Raw genomic sequence first — 17,497 nt, 5'->3', positions numbered from 1 at the left:
AGTTATCAAGGGAATGAATTGACGTAAATGAAGAAGCTGTTAATGACGCATAGCTCCTCGGATCTGTATGGATCGGGGAAAATTTTTTTAAAAACGGCATTACACCTGAAGGAGCAGGGTTATCAACCGTATGTGGTTTTATCTAGTGATGGCCCGATGGTTACAGTCTTGAAGGAAGCAGGTATCGAAGTTTATTTTATTCGCTTGGGTATTTTGAGAAGAAAGTACTTTTCTATTCCAGGGGTGATCAACAGGGCTGTTGTCATGTTGCAAGCGGGAATCAAGATGGCGAGATTGGTAAAGCAGAAAGAAGTAGACCTACTCTTTACGCAATCCAGTGGCGCTATCGTATGTGCGCTGGTGCAGTTTTTGACTCGTAAACCTCATGTTTGGCACGTTCTTGAGATTACGCTAAAGCCCGTTTTCTTAGTAAAATTCACCGCGTTTTTACTGTCGAAATATAGCGATACAGTGATGGTAGCTTCCAAGGAAGTAGCCAATCACTGGGCTAAGTATGCGCCAAATGCAAATATTCAGGTGATCTACAATGGAGTTGATGGTGCCACTTTGAACAGTTCAATTGAGCTCAAAAGGACTGAGCAAAAGGAAAACCTACATATCGGCATGATCGGTCGGGTACACTTTTGGAAAGGTCAAGACTACTTTCTGGATATTGCGGCGGAATTACTCAAAAAGAACAAGCATTTGACATTCTATATGGCAGGAGACGCATTTCCGGGGTATGAGTATTTATATGACGACATCAAGCAACAGAAGGATCGACTAGGCATCAATGAACATGTCGTAGATCTTGGTTTTGTAGATGACCCTCGAAAGTTTTTTGATCAGATCGATATTTTCGTCCTACCTTCAATCCAACCAGATCCATTTCCCACGACGTTATTGGAGGCAATGGTACTCGAAAAGCCCGTGGTGGGTACCAATCATGGTGGAGCAAGGGAGATGATCCTGGATGAAGAAACGGGCTACCTTATTCCTTGGGATGATGCGAAACAAGCAGCATCAAAAATCCAGCATTTGATAGATTCGGAAGCACTCAGAAAACAATTTGGGTCTGCAGGTAGTTCTCGCGTTAAAACCCTTTTTACGGAAGAAAATTACAATAAAGGAGTAGTGGGTTTAGTGGAAGAATTGATCGGATAAGAGATCCAATTTCAAATCTGCCAATTACTGATTCTTCGCCGTTCTACTCCCCAAGAATTTATTTTTCAGTTGTACCGCCGTATTGTAATGCTTCGCCATAAATTTCTTAGTGGAGCTTGCATCCTCCTTAGGGAACCAGTCCGTTGTGCGAGGGGCTTCAATGTTCATGGCATGTTGCGTGTAAGCATACGTTGCAATTGAGGTACGGTAGTTGCCTTCCGGGAAACTGGTCATGTCGTATCCATGCAGGGTAAAACCTCTGGTTTGTTGGATGATCATGCGGTTAAACGGGACTTCCAGTTCGGCGCACTCTTCAGACCTCAAATCACGTAATTTCAAATGACCACCGTATGCTGATTTCCAGTCCTTGTTGAGATAGAGCAGCAGATTGAGGTTGCGGTACCACTTTTTGTTGAGTGGGTGGTAATTGAAATCCAGGTGCATGTCCAGAAAGCTATTTTTCTTCCCTTGATGCAAGCCACCGCCAAAGTTTTTCGGATCTACAAAAATGGTTTCATTGGTCACAAAACTCAGGAAATCATTCATGCGATCTGAACGTAGTTCCTCCTGCAAGGTGAGGAACTCCGGGCCAATTTCTTTGTAGTTCGATTTCTCGAACTTGTTGTTGGCAAAAACATAGTCGCGGCTTTTGTTTTCCAACTCGGGAATACTGGCATAAGCTTTCTCCAATAATTCCCTGTCACAGAAATCATCGATCACCAGATACGGAAAAGGCTTGGCGAGTAAATATTTTTCGCGAAGTTCGAGTTTATTTTGCTCTAGAAAGTCGAAGTTGATCATTTCAGATGCCCTATTTTCGGGCACAAAAATAAAGGCTTTTGGGGCTAAAACATGAACATTCAATTAATTGAACAATGAAGGTTGCGATAATTGGTTCGCGTGGATATCCGTATGTCTACAGTGGCTATGAGACGCTGGTCAAGGAACTCGCCGAGCGATTGGTGCACATGGGCGTAGAAGTGCGGGTATATTGTCATCGATCCTTGTTCAAATCAAGACCAAAAACGGTTAATGGGGTAAAGCTTGTTTACGTACCCGCCATTGAGCAAAAGATCTTGAGCCAATTGAGTCATTCCTTCCTTTCTATGCTGCATTGCTGTTTATCGGATGTGGATGTGATATTGGCCGTCAATCCTGCCAATGGCCCCTTTGGTATGCTAGCCAGGTTGTTCAGGAAGAAAACAGCGATCAATCTAGATGGGCTGGAGTGGCAACGTCCCAAATGGAAAGGACTTGGTTCAAAGTACTTTTTCTGGGCATCAGGGTTTGCTACTAAATGGTACGATCGGCTGATCAACGATTCTGAGGAAATGCGTAAAATCTACCTGGAGATTTTCAAGAAAGATTCCACAGTTATTGCTTATGGTGCTAATATTCGACAGTCTACAGACGCTGCATTAATCCAAAAGTGGGGTTTGGAACCTGCAGGCTATTACCTGATTGTTGGTCGACTCATTCCGGACAACAATGCGGACATCATTGTAGATGGATTCATGAAGTCTCAGGCTAAAAGAAAATTGGTGATAGTTGGTGATGTGCCTTACAAAGATGAGTACGCGACCAGCATCAAAGCACTGGCAAGTCAGGATGATCGACTGGTTTTTACAGGATATGTGACCGATCCAAATGAATTGGCGGAACTCTATCACCAGGCCTACGGCTACTTTCATGGGCATGAATACGGAGGCACCAATCCCACCATGATCAAAGCCCTGGCCTATGGTAGCGCGATTCTGGCACTGAACACTCGATTCAATCAGGAAATGCTGCAGGAAGGCAAATTCGGATTGTATTTTGAGAAGTCCGGCCAATCTGTACAACAGATCGTTGATTTTGCCGAGAACAATGAGGACAAAATGAAAGAACTAAAAAAGGACTCAAAAGCGGGTGTCACTCCTAAATATCAATGGGATAACGTGGCAGCCGCTTACCTGAAGGTCTTTGAGGAATTGACCGGTCAACGCCAATAAGGTGCAAATGTTTTGCGCATGGCGAGCTTTTGAGTAAGGTATCCTCGGTTCTTTAGCTTCAAAAATGATTGGAATTTCCCATGTAGGCTCTCTGGGATGTCAGCTTTAAAAGAATCTAAAAATGCTGCTATCAACGTAGTTCGCTCATGTAAATAGCGTTCAGGATGTTGTAGATATTCCAGGTGTTTCAATAGTTTGAATTTGAAGTCGCGTTTTTCGGTGCCTGTCGAAAAGGTAAGATTGCTTTGATGTTGACGGTACCTAACCAATGGTTCTCTTAAACCACTTGCATTTCCGAAGGTATAGGCAATCAATGCGATCCATGCATCATGGATATCCGTATCATGCTGGATTCTCTCAAGATAGGACTTGATTTGGTGGTTCATGAGCAGCGTGCAGCCTGTCATAAAGTTGCCGAACAACAAAGTGTCCAGGCAAAATTCATAATTGCCGATGCCAATCTCTGCCCAAAACGAAGAAGATACGGTTTGATTGTTTTGGTCAATGACACATAAGTCCGAAAAAACGACTGCAGGCTTATCTGCTTTCTGGATATTGATCAGTTCATGATAGGTTTTCTCCAGCTTTTGAGGTTCCCAGATATCGTCCTGATCGGCCAATGCTATGTAGGGTGTTTTGGTGGCAAGTATGCCATCAATAAAATTTTTGGTCACCCCTTTATTTTTTTCATTGACATGAAAATGGATCAAATCACTATCAAAGGAGTCGGCAATCTGCTCCGATTCATCGTTTGATCCATCATCAAAGATTAAAATGCTTACCGGAGGCATGGATTGGTCCAGGATACTTTGAATTTGCTCCTTGAGGTACTGTTCTCCGTTGTACGTCGCCATAACTACTGTAATCTCACTCATGATTGGTTCGTTTCGATTGGAGTAGTTTTCTAATGCTGCCATCTTTGAAGATGAAAAGTTGGCAAGAAAAATAGACCAGTGCACAGATAGGGACAGCTGTTAGCGTAACGAAAAACAAGTGATCGTTGATCAATCGAAGGCCCTGTACAATGGGAAAAAACGTAAAACAGATCAAAGACGAATAAGCCACCCTTTTCCACGGGAGTTTCTTTACAATATAATTTGGTGTGAAAGCGACATAGATCACGGTTACCAGGCCTTCAGTGATGAAGGTAGCAATGGCCGTCCCTTTCGCCCCATAATTTGGGGTAAGGAGCAGGTTAATGGCTAGGAATGATACGAGACCAATAATGGCTGCAATGAAAACTTGTGGATTGCGGTCGAGCGGGATCAAAACCAGAAAGGCAAAAAAGTAACCGAATCCAATAAACAGAGGCAATGGGGTCAGGTAGGCGAGCACTTCCACCGACGATAAAAATTCTTCTCCGGAAAAGATTAAGATAAACTCTTCACGTAAGGCAAACAGCCCGAAGCAGATGGGAATGGCCATTAAAATCACGAATCCGAAACCATCTCGAAATGCCTGATTGAGTTCATCGGATTTCTTTTGCTCAATGAGTACGGAGACTTGTGGGATCATAACGGTGCTCATGGCAATGATGATGGGAATGCTGATCTTCGACAGCTTGACCGCCACGACGTAAATGCCTACTTCATATTTGGTGGAGAGCAATCCCAGGATCGCACTATCGCTATAAGAATAAAGACTGGCGATGAGTATGGTACCGAAGATGAAGAAAAGGTGTTGGAGGTGCTTTTTGACATTCAGTATTTTTAATTCTGTGATCAGCCTTACCTTTTTTTCAAGCCCAACCAGATTTAGCAAGTAATTGCCAACAAAGCCAAACGTAAGAATCCAGGCATACATCGCTATGTCTTCTCTGGTTTTGACCAGTAGGAATATAAGTGCGATGCTGACTACTTTAACAGACAAGGATCGCAAAGCGATGAACTTGAACTTTTCCAGCCCACTATAAAACCAGTCGATGTTGAAGAGGCTGGAAAAAACAATAAGGCTACAGATAAGCAGCACTTCTTTGATGGCATATAGGTCAGGAAAGTAGAATGTTGCTGCCAGGTAGATGATAGATAACAGCACCACCATGACCGCATGAAGAGATATGAGCTCAGTGAACAGAAGTGAAAGCTTCTGTTTGTCATGCTGACATTTCGCCACTTCCTTGATCCCATATACGGGAATCCCAAGGGCTGAGATCACTGCAAATGATTGGGCCAGTGATATTCCAAACTGAACGGTTCCTACTCCTTCCGGAGCGAGAATCCGTGAGATATAGGGAAAAGTGACTAAAGGAAATAAAACATTTGAAAGCTTATAAATGACATCATAGAAATAATTGATTTTTACTGAATTTTTGAGCATCCCTGTTCGACTCATATGGAGTCAATCAAAATAGATATGCGGCTTTGATTGTAAAAGAAAGATTCGTTTCTTCTCGGCCATCCGCAAATCTTCCAATATTCAGTTCTTCAATTTCCCATTGATAGTTTAAAGACCTTATCAATAAAATATTGCCGTCTAAGATCAAATTATTGAATTGCCAGTACCCCTGAATTCCGAAGGTATAATCGTTCCAAAATCTTCTAAAATCATCTATATCATCCCAAGCTGCGTGATAAAAGTCCAGTTGATGGCTCAATCTCTCAAAGACAACTCCTACTTTGTTGTTACCTCGGATGTAGGAAATTGTCATGTGATCCATATCGCTTCCTGGCCCGATTGGGGCACCTATTACTTCTCCTCGATTCGTATATCCATGACGGATATTTTTATGTAAGTACCAACTGCGAGCGTCTCTAACAAGGTAGCCAGCTGTTTGAGACAACTCTGTATGTTCATAATTGATCTCAAGGAAATCATCTTTAATTGGGAATATTTTTGAAATTCCGAAAATGTAAGCCCGGGAATGCTGCGGGTGATTCAATACATCTCTTAAATTAAAAGCGGCATCATTCCTACCAAATTCGAAGTAGATTTCGGTCTTCCCCTCGGTCCAAAACCATCTTGCATATCCTGAGATAAGTTGGTCAAAGTTTTGTTCTTCTCTTCCATCATCGTTTTTCCGAAAAAGATTAAATAACACCGGGAAGTAAGATTTAGTCTCTTTTGCAAAGCTGTAGTACAACTGGAATGATCTTGATGCGCCTATAGTAAGGCCTTTGATCCATTTTGGTTGATAAGAAAAGGTTATTGCGTTGAAATACCTTTTATCGTCTTCTTTGGCCACATATAATGGAATATCAATCAGGAAAGTACGAGCAGTGTCCGGTGGGGTGTATCCTGAGTTATTCAACAAACCAACTACTGCATTCGCTTCAAAGTGTCCGATTGGAGTCTTGATGGGCTTTAATGTTTTCAAAAATAGGTGGCTAAATCCTCTGGCATTGTTCGTCATTAACAATGAGTTTCTCTTACCGGGGCCCCACCACAGATTTTCGCTTGAAATACCAGCACCCACAAAATCGTTATAAGTAAACATGGCATGAGACTGGCCTGTAGTAATTTCCTTTTTTTCACCTACTCCGTGTTGTTCAGGATTGTCAATCAAATTCCAGAATCTGTATCTCCTTCTCCATATCACAGGGAAGTGAGTGTCAGGAAATCCATCATATGTTAAGTTTTGCGCCTGATAAATTTCCGGCCTTAGTTGAATAGAGAAAAAACGATGACGTATAGATAGACCCAAAGAAGTTACATTGCTTAGGCCTTTTGCCGGTAAAATGATCCCATTGCTCAAAGGATATGGATGATTGGAGTGGAATTCGAACCATGTAGTTGGACTCTGGAGGTTGAATGAAACCCCAGCTACCTTCAAAGGTGTGTAAACCATTTTATAGGAAGTATCGGCCATTGAACTCTTAAGGGCCGGATATTCTATTGGAAAATTTGTGAAGGAAGTCTTTTCGGTATATTCCCCCATGACTTGTTTTCTTCTGAGTATGTCATTTACGGCTGGGTATCCTACAGGCAATATTTGAGAAAGTGCATCATCGAAACATATTGAAATTATTCCAAGAGTAACTATTACCCTTTTGATGAATAATATTCTACGAAAAATGTTCTGCTTCTGGAGCATCATGAAAATCAGAAATTAATTAGTCGGATTAATAAATTGTCAATAGACCAGCTTTCATCACAGCTTGGAGGGTCGACATTGAGTTGGACGAGGCTGTCATATACTGACAAGTGTGCATTTCTAGCTCTATGTGAGATGTATTTTTCAATATGGTATATGGAAGTTCCATCTTCTGCATCGCTTTTGAAACATCTTCCATTCGAATGATCATCAACTCCAGTGTCGGGATCAACTGAAAATGGATAACTATTGGGGTAAGATTGGGGTCGACAGAAATTAGGTAGACAAGGACTTGTTGAAAAAGTGGTTTGGAAAATAAAGTCGCCCAAATTGGCTTTTCCTTTTTCTTCAGTAAGTTCCAAAAACCAGAAGTCAGGACCATCAATACCGACGCTTTCCCCATCCCAGGCATCGTGAATATAAAGGTCAAATTGAACTACAATAAATTTGTGATCTTCAAGATTGTTGAACTCAAGTTCGAATCCATCATTATTAAAGGGACCTAGTGCTCCTGATCCATTAAAATCATGAGTCACGTAGTTTTCGATCCTATTGGGATTTTCATTGTCAAATTGGTGCTCATAAATAACAATATCATAATTATTTTCATCATTGCATGAGAAGAGCAAAATGAATAGAGCAAATATGGGTATGTAGGCAGATGTACGTTTCACTTGGTAAAATTAATTGTCCTAGTAATCAACTTAGTGAAGGACATTTAAGATTATTGAAGGTCTTATCGATAAAAATTAATTTCTCCAATTTTCATACAATATGTTGAGAAACGCGCTTGGGTTCCTCAAAAGGACTGCTATTTAAGAAATAAACCATTTTCTGAACCTATCTTAAAATAAATATCCAATGCTCAGATTAAAAGAGAGGTTAGAAACATCTCGACCATCGTCAAAAATTCCGATGTTCAATTCTTCTATTTCCCACTGATAATTCAATGATCTTGTAAAGATGAAAGTACCATCGATGAGGATGTTATCAAATTGCCAATAACCATTTACACCAAATGAGTAGTCGATCCAAAAACGGCGAAAATCATTGATATCATCCCAGGCTGAATAATAGAAATCTTGTTGATTAGCCAGACGTTCGAAGAGTATGCCTACTTTATTGAAACCTTTGATATAAGAGATAGAGATGTGGTCCATGTCACTTCCAGGTCCTATCGATGCGCCTAATACTTCTCCTCTATTGGTATACCCCTGTTTGACGTTGGCATGAAGATACCAACTGCCGGCATTTCGAATGATGTAATTAAGGGTTTGGGATAACTCAGTATGTTCATAATTTACTTCAATGGCGTTTTTCTTCAGTTCGAAAATTTTTGAAAATCCAATCACGTAAGCACGCGAATGTTGAGGTGAAATAAGGAAATCACGGAAATTGAATGACGCATCATTTCTTCCAAATTCGAAGTAGATTTCTGCTAAAGCATCTTGCCAATACCAACGGCCGTTGAATGAAAGATATTGATCGATTTGTCTTTCATTCCTATCATCGTCATTCTTCCGGAACAAATTGAAAAGAATCGGAAAATATGATTTGGTTTCTTTCGCAAATTCGTAATACATCTGAAAGCTCCTTGTGCCGCCAAGTGTGAGTCCTTTGATCCATTTTGGCTGGTATGATATAGTGATGGCATTCAAGTACCTTTTTCCCCTTCTTTTCGGAACGTAAAATGGACTATTTCTCAATGTACTCCTTGTAGTATCCGGAGGTGCAAATCCTGATTGTTCGAGAAAACCACTTACGATTGTGGTCTCAAAATGTCCGATAGGTGTTTTGATTGGTTGTAAGGTCTTCAATACCAGATGTTGAAACCCTCGAGCATTGTTGGACATCAACAGCGTATTGCGTTTTCCTGGACCCCACCAAAGGTTCTCGTTAGAAATTCCAATTCCGACGTAGGAATCAAAAGTGATCATTGCATGAGATTGTCCCCAATCAAATATTTGTCGGTTTCCGATTCCGTGTTGTTCGGGTTTGTCGATCCTGTTCCAAAACTGATATCTTCTGCCCCAGATCACATCAAAATGAGACTCTGGGAAGCCATCATATGCTTTGTTTTGAGCTGAATAAAATTCTGGCCTTAACTGTATGGAAAGAAATTTGTGCCTTACAGCGACACCTATTGACGTCACATTACTAAATCCCTTCGCCGGTAGAATAATGCCATTGTTATAAGGATATGGATGATGCGATTGGAATTCAAGTTTGGTGTATGGACTTAGGACACTTACATCAAAACCAGCGACACTTATTGGCGTGTAAGTAAGTTTTTTCAAAGAGTCTGCAAAAGAAGTCCCTGTCAGTGAACTGATTTCCAAAGGGAAGTTTGTGAAAGAGATATTAGGATTGAATGACCCTGTTAGTTGTTCCCGACGAAGTATGTCTTGTACTGCAGGATAGCCAAGAGAAAGTGTTTGGGCCACAGTAGGCAATACATTACATACAATGCCTATAAGGATAAGTAGAAGTTTGGACTTATTGAATAAGGTTTGGTACATACTAAATATTAGTAATTTCTTATCGATTAATGGCTCTGATCAAAAGGTTATCGATGGACCAGCTTTCATCACAACTAGGAGTATCTATATTGTCTTGTTTCCCTTCATCAAAAATGGAAAGAAAAGCGGTTGCACTTTCATGGGGTATGTACCTTTCGATTTTATAAATTGAAGTGGATTCGGGATTTCTAACTTCGAAACACCTGCCATTTGTTGATCCATCACGTTGGAAATCCGGTAAATTCGAAAAGGGGTATTGATTGGGATAAGATTGAAAAACGCAATGTACCGTTCCGCAGGGACTGGTGGAAAAAGTTGTCCGAAATTCATAGTCTGTTACTTTTGTCTCCCTCAGATCATCTTTTAATTGCAAGGTCCAAAAATCCGGACCATCTACGCCAACTTTATTTCCGTCCCATGCATCGTGAATGAGCAGGTCAAATTTTACCAATAAAAAAGTGTGTTCAGGTAGGGTATTTAAAGAAAGGTCAAAACCACTGGCATGAAAACTTCCTAGGACATTTGATCCATTAAATTCTTCTCTGAGGTAATTTGAAATGCCATTGGAGTTTTCCGATTCAAAATCATTTCCGTACACAATAATATCTGAAACCACCTCTTCCCTGCATCCATTAATCAATAAAATAGTCAATAGTAACGCTACAATTTTTCTCAAAAACTTCACCTTTTTTGTATTTTCTTACAACTATTTGCAAAGATCGCGTTTCTATAGAAGAAACTAGAATTTTGTGAAAGGTTGTAAATCTCAAATGACTTTATTTTGGAAATCAGCTGAAAAGCCAGAATGATCCGCCGTAGATACTCCAGATATTTTCCGCTCATTTTTATCATAGCAGATTTGCTTACATTAAATCTGAGCTATACCCTGGCAAGCTTCATCAAGTTTGGTATGCATCTGTATGGTTCGGAGGAGCACGTTCAGTTGCAGGTAGCCCTGAATTTGATCTGGATCCTTATTTTCTATTCAAGTAATTTACATAACCTGAATCGCGATCATCGACTGGCCGATCAGGTGAACAAAATTCTGACCTCCTTAGTCATCAATGTTTCAGTAGTACTTACCCTATGGTTTGTAGTCAACCCTGCTTACTCGAGACAGTTGATCTTCCTTACATTTTTCTTCTTTTCTTCTTCCGCGGTTATTTGGAGGATCGTATGGTTTTATCTGATCCGATTCTATAGGAAAAGAGGTTATAACGTTCGTCATGTGGCAATGGTGGGCTACGAAGGGCTGGCAGAACGAATGATTCGTTTCATCAAATCTAATCCAGGTTTAGGCTATAACTTGGTTGGCATCTTTGATGAGGATCCAAAGTCCACACCTAAACATGTCGGGACCGTAGATGAAGTGGAAAGATACATTCAGGAAAATCCGCTTGATATTCTGTTCTGCAATCTAAATGTGCTTAGCCAGCAAAAATTGCAACACCTCGTCAATGTAGCTGACAGTAATCTGGTGAAGGTTAAGATCATTTCGCAGTTCAGCAAAATGGAACTGGACAATCTTACCCTCCAGCGTTATGGCATCATCCCTGTATTGAATGTTAATGCCATTCCCCTGGACAATTCGATGAATCAGTTTATTAAACGAGCTTTTGATATCGTTTTTTCTGGCATTACCTTACTCTTGATTTGTAGCTGGTTATTTCCGGTTATTGCACTGCTGATACGATTAGAAAGCTCAGGCCCAATCTTTTTCAGGCAGCGAAGACATGGTAAGAATAACCGAACTTTCGATTGCCTTAAGTTCAGGACCATGATCTTAAATACCGAGGCTGATCATAAACAAGCTACAAAAAATGATAGCAGAATTACTAAAATAGGGCGTTTCCTCCGCAAAACAAGCATCGATGAATTACCTCAGTTCATCAACGTCTTTCTCGGAGACATGTCAGTTGTCGGCCCTCGTCCTCATCCCATTAAATTGAATGAAGAATATCAGCCTTCGATTGAGAAATTCTGGCAGCGCCATGCAGTTAAGCCTGGTATTACAGGTTTGGCACAAGCAAAAGGATATCGAGGTGAAACGGACTTCAATGCCATGAACAGTCGGGTTCGGTTGGATCGATTCTATGTTAAGAATTGGTCATTGTTGTTAGATCTGAAGATCATTTTCCTCACTATTTTCGGTTTCATCAAGGGAAGTGAGAATGCCTATTAGTGGTCGTAATCGATTGCTCAACCCAAAAATCCATTATTATCTTATTTTCATCGATAAAATTATATTTCATCTAGAATAATCAATATTTTTGAAAATCCATAGTCACTCGTCCTAACTAATGGATTTTTTAGTCGCCGCTTGTATTTCATTTACTTTGACCTTTATTACGCTTCCTGTCGTAATAAATGTGCTCAATTCCATCGATTTACTGGATATCCCCGATAGGAGAAAGATCCATAAAGTAAGTACCCCTTCACTTGGAGGAATACCTTTCGTATTTTCAGCATTGTTGTCTTTGTTGATCGTGATGCCATTCAGTGATTTGGCTGATATTAAATTTCTGCTGGCAGGAATTATCATCACATTCATTCTCGGAATCAGAGACGACATATCTTCATTGAATGCCAGGCAGAAGCTGGTTGTTCAGTGTTTAGCGGCCTTTCTGGTAGTCCATTTTTTGGGTATCTACATTTCTAGCTTTTACGGGTTTTTAGGCATTCAAACCATTTCGCCCATCATTGGTAAGCTAATCTCTGCACTGCTTATTGTTATTTTGACCAATGCTTTTAATCTGATCGATGGCATTGATGGCCTGGCTGGAGGAACTGCGATCATGGTATTTACTTTTTTAGGAGTATGGTTCAATTATAATGGGATCAACGCTTTCTCATTGTTGTCCATTTCCATGGCGAGTGCAATTTTGGCATTCATGTATTTTAACTGGTATCCCTCCAAAATATTCATGGGGGATACGGGTTCAATGGTACTGGGCTTTACCTTATCCACTACATTGATCAAGTTTATTCAGGTTAATGAAGTGGCGACATGGGCCAGATTTGATGCTTCTGTCGCGATGGCTATCGGTCTGTTTATTTTGCCTATCTACGATACGCTCAGAGTCTTTTTCAAACGTATCTTGCAAGGAAAGTCACCCTTTCAACCGGACAGAAATCATGTACATCATATTTTATTGAATTTTGGGTTGAATCATGGTCAGGCGACTACTATTTTATTGATATTCAGCATCTTCATGTCTGCCATGTCATGGTTGCTGCAGCCCCTGGGTAACAATATTTTGATCATTCTACAATTGGCGACTGTGACTGTTCTCGGAAGTGTCCTTGATTATGTCATTGCTAAACGCCTGAAGAGAAAAGAAAGACAACTAAGCGGGGAGCAATTCACGATCAGTAAGTCTGCCTAATTGAATGCTCGGAAAAAGATATGAAGGGTTTTCACCTTTCGTTTCGCCTTAAGTATCCACAAGTTTAGAATCCCAACTATTTTTGCGGCATGTTTGAAAAAGTAGAGGCACTTAAGAAAGAGCTAGTTGAAGCTGCGGCTAAAAATCAAGAGGAATTAGAAAAGTTCCGTTTGAAGTTTATCAGTCGAAGAGGGGCTTTGTCAGAACTTTTCGGTGAATTCAAATCTGTGCCTGGAGATCAGAAAAAACAATTTGGTGAGGCATTGAACGAACTTAAGAACCTGGCGAAGGATAAATTCCAGGAGTTGGTCAATGGCGTAAATGCACAATCGGATGCAGATACGGAAGGCCAGGTAGATGTGTTTTTACCGCCGCCACCTTTTCAAACAGGTAGCCTTCACCCGTTGAACCTGGTGAAAAACCGCATCATTCAAATTTTCGAACGACAAGGATTCAATGTCGCTGATGGTCCTGAGATTGAGGACGATTGGCACAACTTTACGGCGCTAAATTTCCCGGAAAATCACCCGGCGCGTGAAATGCAGGATACCTATTTCATTGAGAGAAATCCTGATACGCTGTTGAGGACGCATACGTCAAACGTGCAGATCCGAATGATGGAAAATCAAAAGCCTCCGATAAGGGCGATCATGCCGGGTCGGGTGTATCGAAATGAGGCCATCTCAGCAAGAGCTCATTGCTTCTTCCATCAGGTGGAAGGACTCTACGTCGATAAGAAAGTGAGTTTCAAAGATTTGAAACAAACGCTTTACCATTTCTCCAGAGAATTATTCGGTAAGGATACCCAAATTCGATTCCGACCTTCTTATTTCCCCTTTACGGAACCTAGTGCGGAGATCGATATCAGTTGTTTCATATGTAAAGGAACAGGTTGTAAAATCTGCAAACACACTGGTTGGGTAGAGATCGGTGGCTCTGGAATGGTTGATCCGAATGTCTTAGAAAGCTGTGGTATTGACCCGGATGTTTACAGTGGATTTGCCTTTGGTATGGGTATCGAAAGGATCACCATGCTCAAGTATCAGATCGATGATATCCGCCTCTTCTCGGAGAATGACGTGAGGTTCTTACGTCAGTTCCATTAAGCTACGCTTCGAGCGCCTCAGCGTATACTCCAGAGTCTCAGCGTAAATTCGAGGGCCTGAGTGTGAACATAAGCGCCTCAGTGTCAATGAAAGTGGGTCATACTGAGCTTGTCTTGTCGGCAGACAGGCGTGTCGAAGTAACTCACTTTCATGGTTAGAGCAAAGTAAACTTACAACAGCTCTTCGATGATGTTTTCTTCAGTTAGGCCTTCTGCTTCTGCTTTGAAGTTTCTTACAATTCTGTGTCGCAAGATTTGCTTCGCTACCGCCTTGATGTCTTCAATGTCAGGAGAATACTTTCCGCTAAGGATGGCGTTACATTTCGCACCTAGGATCAGGAATTGACTTGCCCTGGGTCCAGCCCCCCATTCAAGGAAGTTTTTAGTAATATCGGGTGCCAATTCTGAGCCTGGACGTGTCTTATGCGTCAATGATACTGCATATTCAAAGACATTATCCGCCACAGGAACCTTTCTGATAAGCTCTTGATGCTTAAGGATTTCTTCTGCGGAGATTACCGAAGAAACTTCTTTGGTGTCATTAGAGGTAGTTTGCTTCACAATTTCTAACTCTGAAGCATAATCAGGATAGTCCAGCTTGATCATCATCATGAATCGGTCCAGCTGTGCTTCAGGTAGCGGATAGGTTCCTTCCTGCTCGATTGGATTTTGTGTGGCCAGCACGAAAAAGGGTTGATCCAGTTTGTATTGCTGTCCAGCGACTGTTACAGAGCGCTCCTGCATGGCTTCCAGCAAGGCAGACTGGGTTTTAGGAGGCGTTCTGTTGATCTCATCTGCAAGAATAATGTTAGCGAAAATTGGTCCTTTCACAAACTTGAAATTCCTTTCCTTATCGAGGGTTTCTGCTCCCAGGATATCAGATGGCATTAAGTCCGGAGTGAACTGGATCCTGCTAAAATTGAGTGAAAGGGAATCTGCAAGTGTGTGTACCAATAAAGTCTTTGCAAGTCCGGGGACGCCTACTAAGAGACCATGTCCGTTACAAAAGATACAGGTGACGAGGCTTTGAACCACTTCTTCCTGTCCGATGATCACTTTAGAAATTTCGGCCTTTAAGTCATTGAAAGCCTTGTACAGCCCATCCGCTGCTTCTACATCTTTACTCATGTGAAATCTTAATTTACAAGGTCGCAGTAATCGTATTCCTGATCGATGCTGATGAAAACATCTCCTCGTGCTTCATCAAACCATTTTGCCAGTTTACGGGCTCGTTTTTCATTGAGCGCTGCTGTTGCGATCTTTTGGTAATCGTCCTGGAGGTTGGCCTGGTGCGGCCGGACTTTCTCTTTATAATAAAGGATACGGTAAGAATAAGTGCCGTCACGCTCCTGAAACTTTAAAGGCTTGGTGATGCTTCCAAGCGCCATGGTGTCTATTGTGAAGAAAATATTGGGATCCAGCTGTTCCACCGATACTTTAGTTGCGCCATCATCCGCCAGGAAATATCCACCACTGGAAGAGGTGAGCTGATCATCGGAGTACTCCTTAGCCGCTTCATCGAATGCAATACTGTCAGCTACGATCACAGTACGCAAACTGTCCAGGAATCGCTCTGCATCGAGCATGTCTTCGCCAGAAGGTTTAGGGATCATTAAGATATGTCGTGATTTGAAGGTGTTACCGCGTTTTTCCTGTAGTTCTATCAGGTGATAGCCAAATTGTGTTTTTACAGGAAGGGAAACTTCTCCTTTTTGAAGGGTCATGGCTGTAGCTTCATACTCAGGAGCCAGATCGCCTCGTTTGTAGAAGGGAAGTTCACCACCGTTTGCCGCAGATCCGGGATCCTCCGAGTATAATCGGGCAAGCTCGGCAAATGATCCTCCTTTGAGCAACTGGCCTTTGATCTCTATTAAGGTGTTGCGTACTTTTTCTTGCTGCTTAGGTCCGGCTTCTGGTTTTTTGACAATCTGACCTACGGTCACTTCCGTCGAGAAATAAGGCAGTGAATCTCTGGGAATATTCTTAAAGAACTTCCGTACCTCAGCAGGAGACACTTTCATGCTGGAAGTTAGCTCTCCTTGCATTTTCTGGATCACCAGTTGTTCTTTCACACTCTCAAAAAGCTCCGCCTCGATCTGAGTAATGGATTTGCCATAGAAATTTTCTATTTCCTCGATACTACCGATTTGCGAAACCATGTAGTCTAATCTACGACTTAGGTTGTCCTGAACTTCTACATCCTCCACGATTACTGAGTCAATCTCCGCCTTTGCAACCATCATTTTGTTCACCACCAGGTTTTCCAGCAATTTACAACGGGCATTACCCTGATTGAACTCTCCGCGGGAGAGGTAGTCGAGGTATGATTTTTCAAGTTCCGATTTCAGAATGATGTAGTTATCCACTTTGGCAATGATCTTGTCGATCACCACACCTTCATCTTGTGCCGAACTCATGAAGGCACCCAGTAGTAGACAACTAGCGAGAATATATTTTAAAGGACTCATTCTTTTTAGCTTCTTCATAAATGGCTTCTTCCAATTCCCTTTTCAGTTCGATTTTTCGTTTATTGACGAGAATACTCTCAATATCATCCCTAATAAATTCTAACGGAGACATCTCATCTGAGATCTTATATTCAAGAATTCTCAGAAAATAAATGAATTCATCGTCCGAAGTTTCATTATAAGTACTGGATTGCAAAAACTGAACTTGATTTTTAACTTCTTTTAAGGGACTAGCGGTAGCTACCTCGTTAAAATTGATCCAAATGTCCTCATCCGTAAATGCACTGTTGGCATATTGGAAACAATAGCTTTTGATATCGTCCAGGCTGGCATTGGGATATCCACGGATATTTCTCCTGAAATTTTCGATACCTGGAGAACCTTTCGGGACTTTGGCGAACAGGCACCTCAGGATGTTCTGTTTCAGTAAAAAATTATCTGATTTTTCCTGATAGTACGCCTCTATCTCACTGTCTGTGATGTCCGGATTCAGATTGGACTGGACATAATTTTTTTCAAATTCGTGAATGATCAGTGAGTACCGATAATCGAGCACTTTGCGGTCAATTTCTTCCTGATCAAATTGCGTTTCCTGAATCGCCCTGGAAATCAATACTTGCTTCTTGACCCAATTCTGTACGTATGTTTCTACCAGCTTGGTGCTGTCTTCCTCACCCAGTCCAATTGGTGTAATGCCATTGAGGTCATCGAGATACAAGATCGCATCATTGGCCTGGGCGATTATGACCTTCTCCGTTTCAACCTTTTGCTGAAAATATTCGCAACTGGTTGCTAATAAAGCGATAAGAATGGCAGTAATCGGGACTTTCAACG

15 protein-coding genes are annotated in these 17,497 nt (G+C 41.4%); 5 read left to right on the top strand and 10 right to left on the bottom strand.

What is annotated here, in order from left to right:
* Positions 1-27: 27 nt before the first annotated feature.
* A complete protein-coding gene (locus R8G66_27675; GenBank protein ID MDW3196183.1) occupies positions 28-1,164 on the top strand; it encodes a glycosyltransferase family 4 protein in 1,137 nt (378 codons plus the stop codon).
* A gap of 24 nt (positions 1,165-1,188) precedes the next feature.
* Here R8G66_27675 and R8G66_27670 read toward each other — a convergent pair whose 3' ends face one another.
* Positions 1,189-1,965, bottom strand: coding sequence for a 2OG-Fe(II) oxygenase (locus R8G66_27670; protein ID MDW3196182.1), 777 nt, complete (start codon positions 1,963-1,965; stop codon positions 1,189-1,191).
* 74 nt (positions 1,966-2,039) lie between these two features.
* Between R8G66_27670 and R8G66_27665 the strand changes: the two genes are divergently transcribed.
* Positions 2,040-3,155, top strand: a complete 1,116-nt coding sequence (locus R8G66_27665; protein ID MDW3196181.1) for a DUF1972 domain-containing protein — start codon at positions 2,040-2,042, stop codon at positions 3,153-3,155.
* On the opposite strand, the gene R8G66_27660 is transcribed toward R8G66_27665, so the two are convergent.
* The 6 genes from R8G66_27660 to R8G66_27635 all read right to left on the bottom strand — a co-directional run bounded on the left by R8G66_27660 (position 3,143) and on the right by R8G66_27635 (position 10,380).
* Positions 3,143-4,030 (bottom strand): glycosyltransferase family 2 protein, encoded by an 888-nt coding sequence (locus tag R8G66_27660; GenBank protein MDW3196180.1) that lies wholly within the window; start codon positions 4,028-4,030, stop codon positions 3,143-3,145. The genes R8G66_27665 and R8G66_27660 overlap by 13 nt on opposite strands.
* Entirely contained in the window at positions 4,023-5,486 is a 1,464-nt protein-coding gene (locus R8G66_27655; protein MDW3196179.1) for a flippase, read from the bottom strand. Before R8G66_27655 ends, R8G66_27660 begins: the two co-directional genes overlap by 8 nt.
* Positions 5,487-5,496: 10 nt before the next feature.
* Positions 5,497-7,188 (bottom strand): capsule assembly Wzi family protein, encoded by a 1,692-nt coding sequence (locus tag R8G66_27650; protein ID MDW3196178.1) that lies wholly within the window; start codon positions 7,186-7,188, stop codon positions 5,497-5,499.
* 5 nt (positions 7,189-7,193) lie between these two features.
* Positions 7,194-7,859, bottom strand: a complete 666-nt coding sequence (locus R8G66_27645) for a hypothetical protein (GenBank protein MDW3196177.1) — start codon at positions 7,857-7,859, stop codon at positions 7,194-7,196.
* A gap of 171 nt (positions 7,860-8,030) precedes the next feature.
* Positions 8,031-9,704 carry a capsule assembly Wzi family protein gene (locus R8G66_27640; GenBank protein MDW3196176.1) on the bottom strand — a complete coding sequence of 558 codons (1,674 nt, stop codon included), beginning with the start codon at positions 9,702-9,704 and terminating at the stop codon, positions 8,031-8,033.
* Between the two features lie 19 nt (positions 9,705-9,723).
* Entirely contained in the window at positions 9,724-10,380 is a 657-nt protein-coding gene (locus R8G66_27635; GenBank protein MDW3196175.1) for a hypothetical protein, read from the bottom strand.
* A gap of 183 nt (positions 10,381-10,563) precedes the next feature.
* Between R8G66_27635 and R8G66_27630 the strand changes: the two genes are divergently transcribed.
* From R8G66_27630 to pheS, 3 genes are all read left to right on the top strand, one after another.
* Complete coding sequence (locus R8G66_27630) at positions 10,564-11,886, top strand: undecaprenyl-phosphate glucose phosphotransferase (protein ID MDW3196174.1); 1,323 nt, start codon at positions 10,564-10,566, stop codon at positions 11,884-11,886.
* 118 nt (positions 11,887-12,004) lie between these two features.
* Entirely contained in the window at positions 12,005-13,090 is a 1,086-nt protein-coding gene (locus R8G66_27625) for an MraY family glycosyltransferase (GenBank protein MDW3196173.1), read from the top strand.
* A gap of 89 nt (positions 13,091-13,179) precedes the next feature.
* Entirely contained in the window at positions 13,180-14,196 is a 1,017-nt protein-coding gene (pheS, locus tag R8G66_27620) for a phenylalanine--tRNA ligase subunit alpha (protein MDW3196172.1), read from the top strand.
* A 170-nt stretch (positions 14,197-14,366) separates the two neighbouring features.
* Here pheS and R8G66_27615 read toward each other — a convergent pair whose 3' ends face one another.
* Genes R8G66_27615 through R8G66_27605 form a run of 3 tightly spaced genes read right to left on the bottom strand, consistent with a single transcriptional unit; the run spans position 14,367 to position 17,495 of the window.
* A complete protein-coding gene (locus tag R8G66_27615; GenBank protein MDW3196171.1) occupies positions 14,367-15,323 on the bottom strand; it encodes an AAA family ATPase in 957 nt (318 codons plus the stop codon).
* 8 nt (positions 15,324-15,331) lie between these two features.
* Positions 15,332-16,612 (bottom strand): peptidylprolyl isomerase, encoded by a 1,281-nt coding sequence (locus R8G66_27610; protein MDW3196170.1) that lies wholly within the window; start codon positions 16,610-16,612, stop codon positions 15,332-15,334.
* 22 nt (positions 16,613-16,634) lie between these two features.
* A complete protein-coding gene (locus R8G66_27605) occupies positions 16,635-17,495 on the bottom strand; it encodes a peptidyl-prolyl cis-trans isomerase (protein ID MDW3196169.1) in 861 nt (286 codons plus the stop codon).
* Positions 17,496-17,497: the final 2 nt, after the last annotated feature.

The sequence above is a fragment of the Cytophagales bacterium genome, assembly GCA_033344775.1.
GTDB lineage: Bacteria > Bacteroidota > Bacteroidia > Cytophagales > Cyclobacteriaceae > JAWPMT01.
This window is presented reverse-complemented; position numbering and strand designations above follow the sequence as displayed.

Coding starts and splice junctions, on each gene's coding strand:
- R8G66_27675 (MDW3196183.1), top strand. CDS start 28: ATGAAGAAGCTGTTAATGACGCATAGCTCCTCGGATCTGTATGGATCG.
- R8G66_27670 (MDW3196182.1), bottom strand. CDS start 1,965: ATGATCAACTTCGACTTTCTAGAGCAAAATAAACTCGAACTTCGCGAA.
- R8G66_27665 (MDW3196181.1), top strand. CDS start 2,040: ATGAAGGTTGCGATAATTGGTTCGCGTGGATATCCGTATGTCTACAGT.
- R8G66_27660 (MDW3196180.1), bottom strand. CDS start 4,030: ATGAGTGAGATTACAGTAGTTATGGCGACGTACAACGGAGAACAGTAC.
- R8G66_27655 (MDW3196179.1), bottom strand. CDS start 5,486: ATGAGTCGAACAGGGATGCTCAAAAATTCAGTAAAAATCAATTATTTC.
- R8G66_27650 (MDW3196178.1), bottom strand. CDS start 7,188: ATGATGCTCCAGAAGCAGAACATTTTTCGTAGAATATTATTCATCAAA.
- R8G66_27640 (MDW3196176.1), bottom strand. CDS start 9,704: ATGTACCAAACCTTATTCAATAAGTCCAAACTTCTACTTATCCTTATA.
- R8G66_27625 (MDW3196173.1), top strand. CDS start 12,005: ATGGATTTTTTAGTCGCCGCTTGTATTTCATTTACTTTGACCTTTATT.
- pheS (MDW3196172.1), top strand. CDS start 13,180: ATGTTTGAAAAAGTAGAGGCACTTAAGAAAGAGCTAGTTGAAGCTGCG.
- R8G66_27615 (MDW3196171.1), bottom strand. CDS start 15,323: ATGAGTAAAGATGTAGAAGCAGCGGATGGGCTGTACAAGGCTTTCAAT.
- R8G66_27610 (MDW3196170.1), bottom strand. CDS start 16,612: ATGAGTTCGGCACAAGATGAAGGTGTGGTGATCGACAAGATCATTGCC.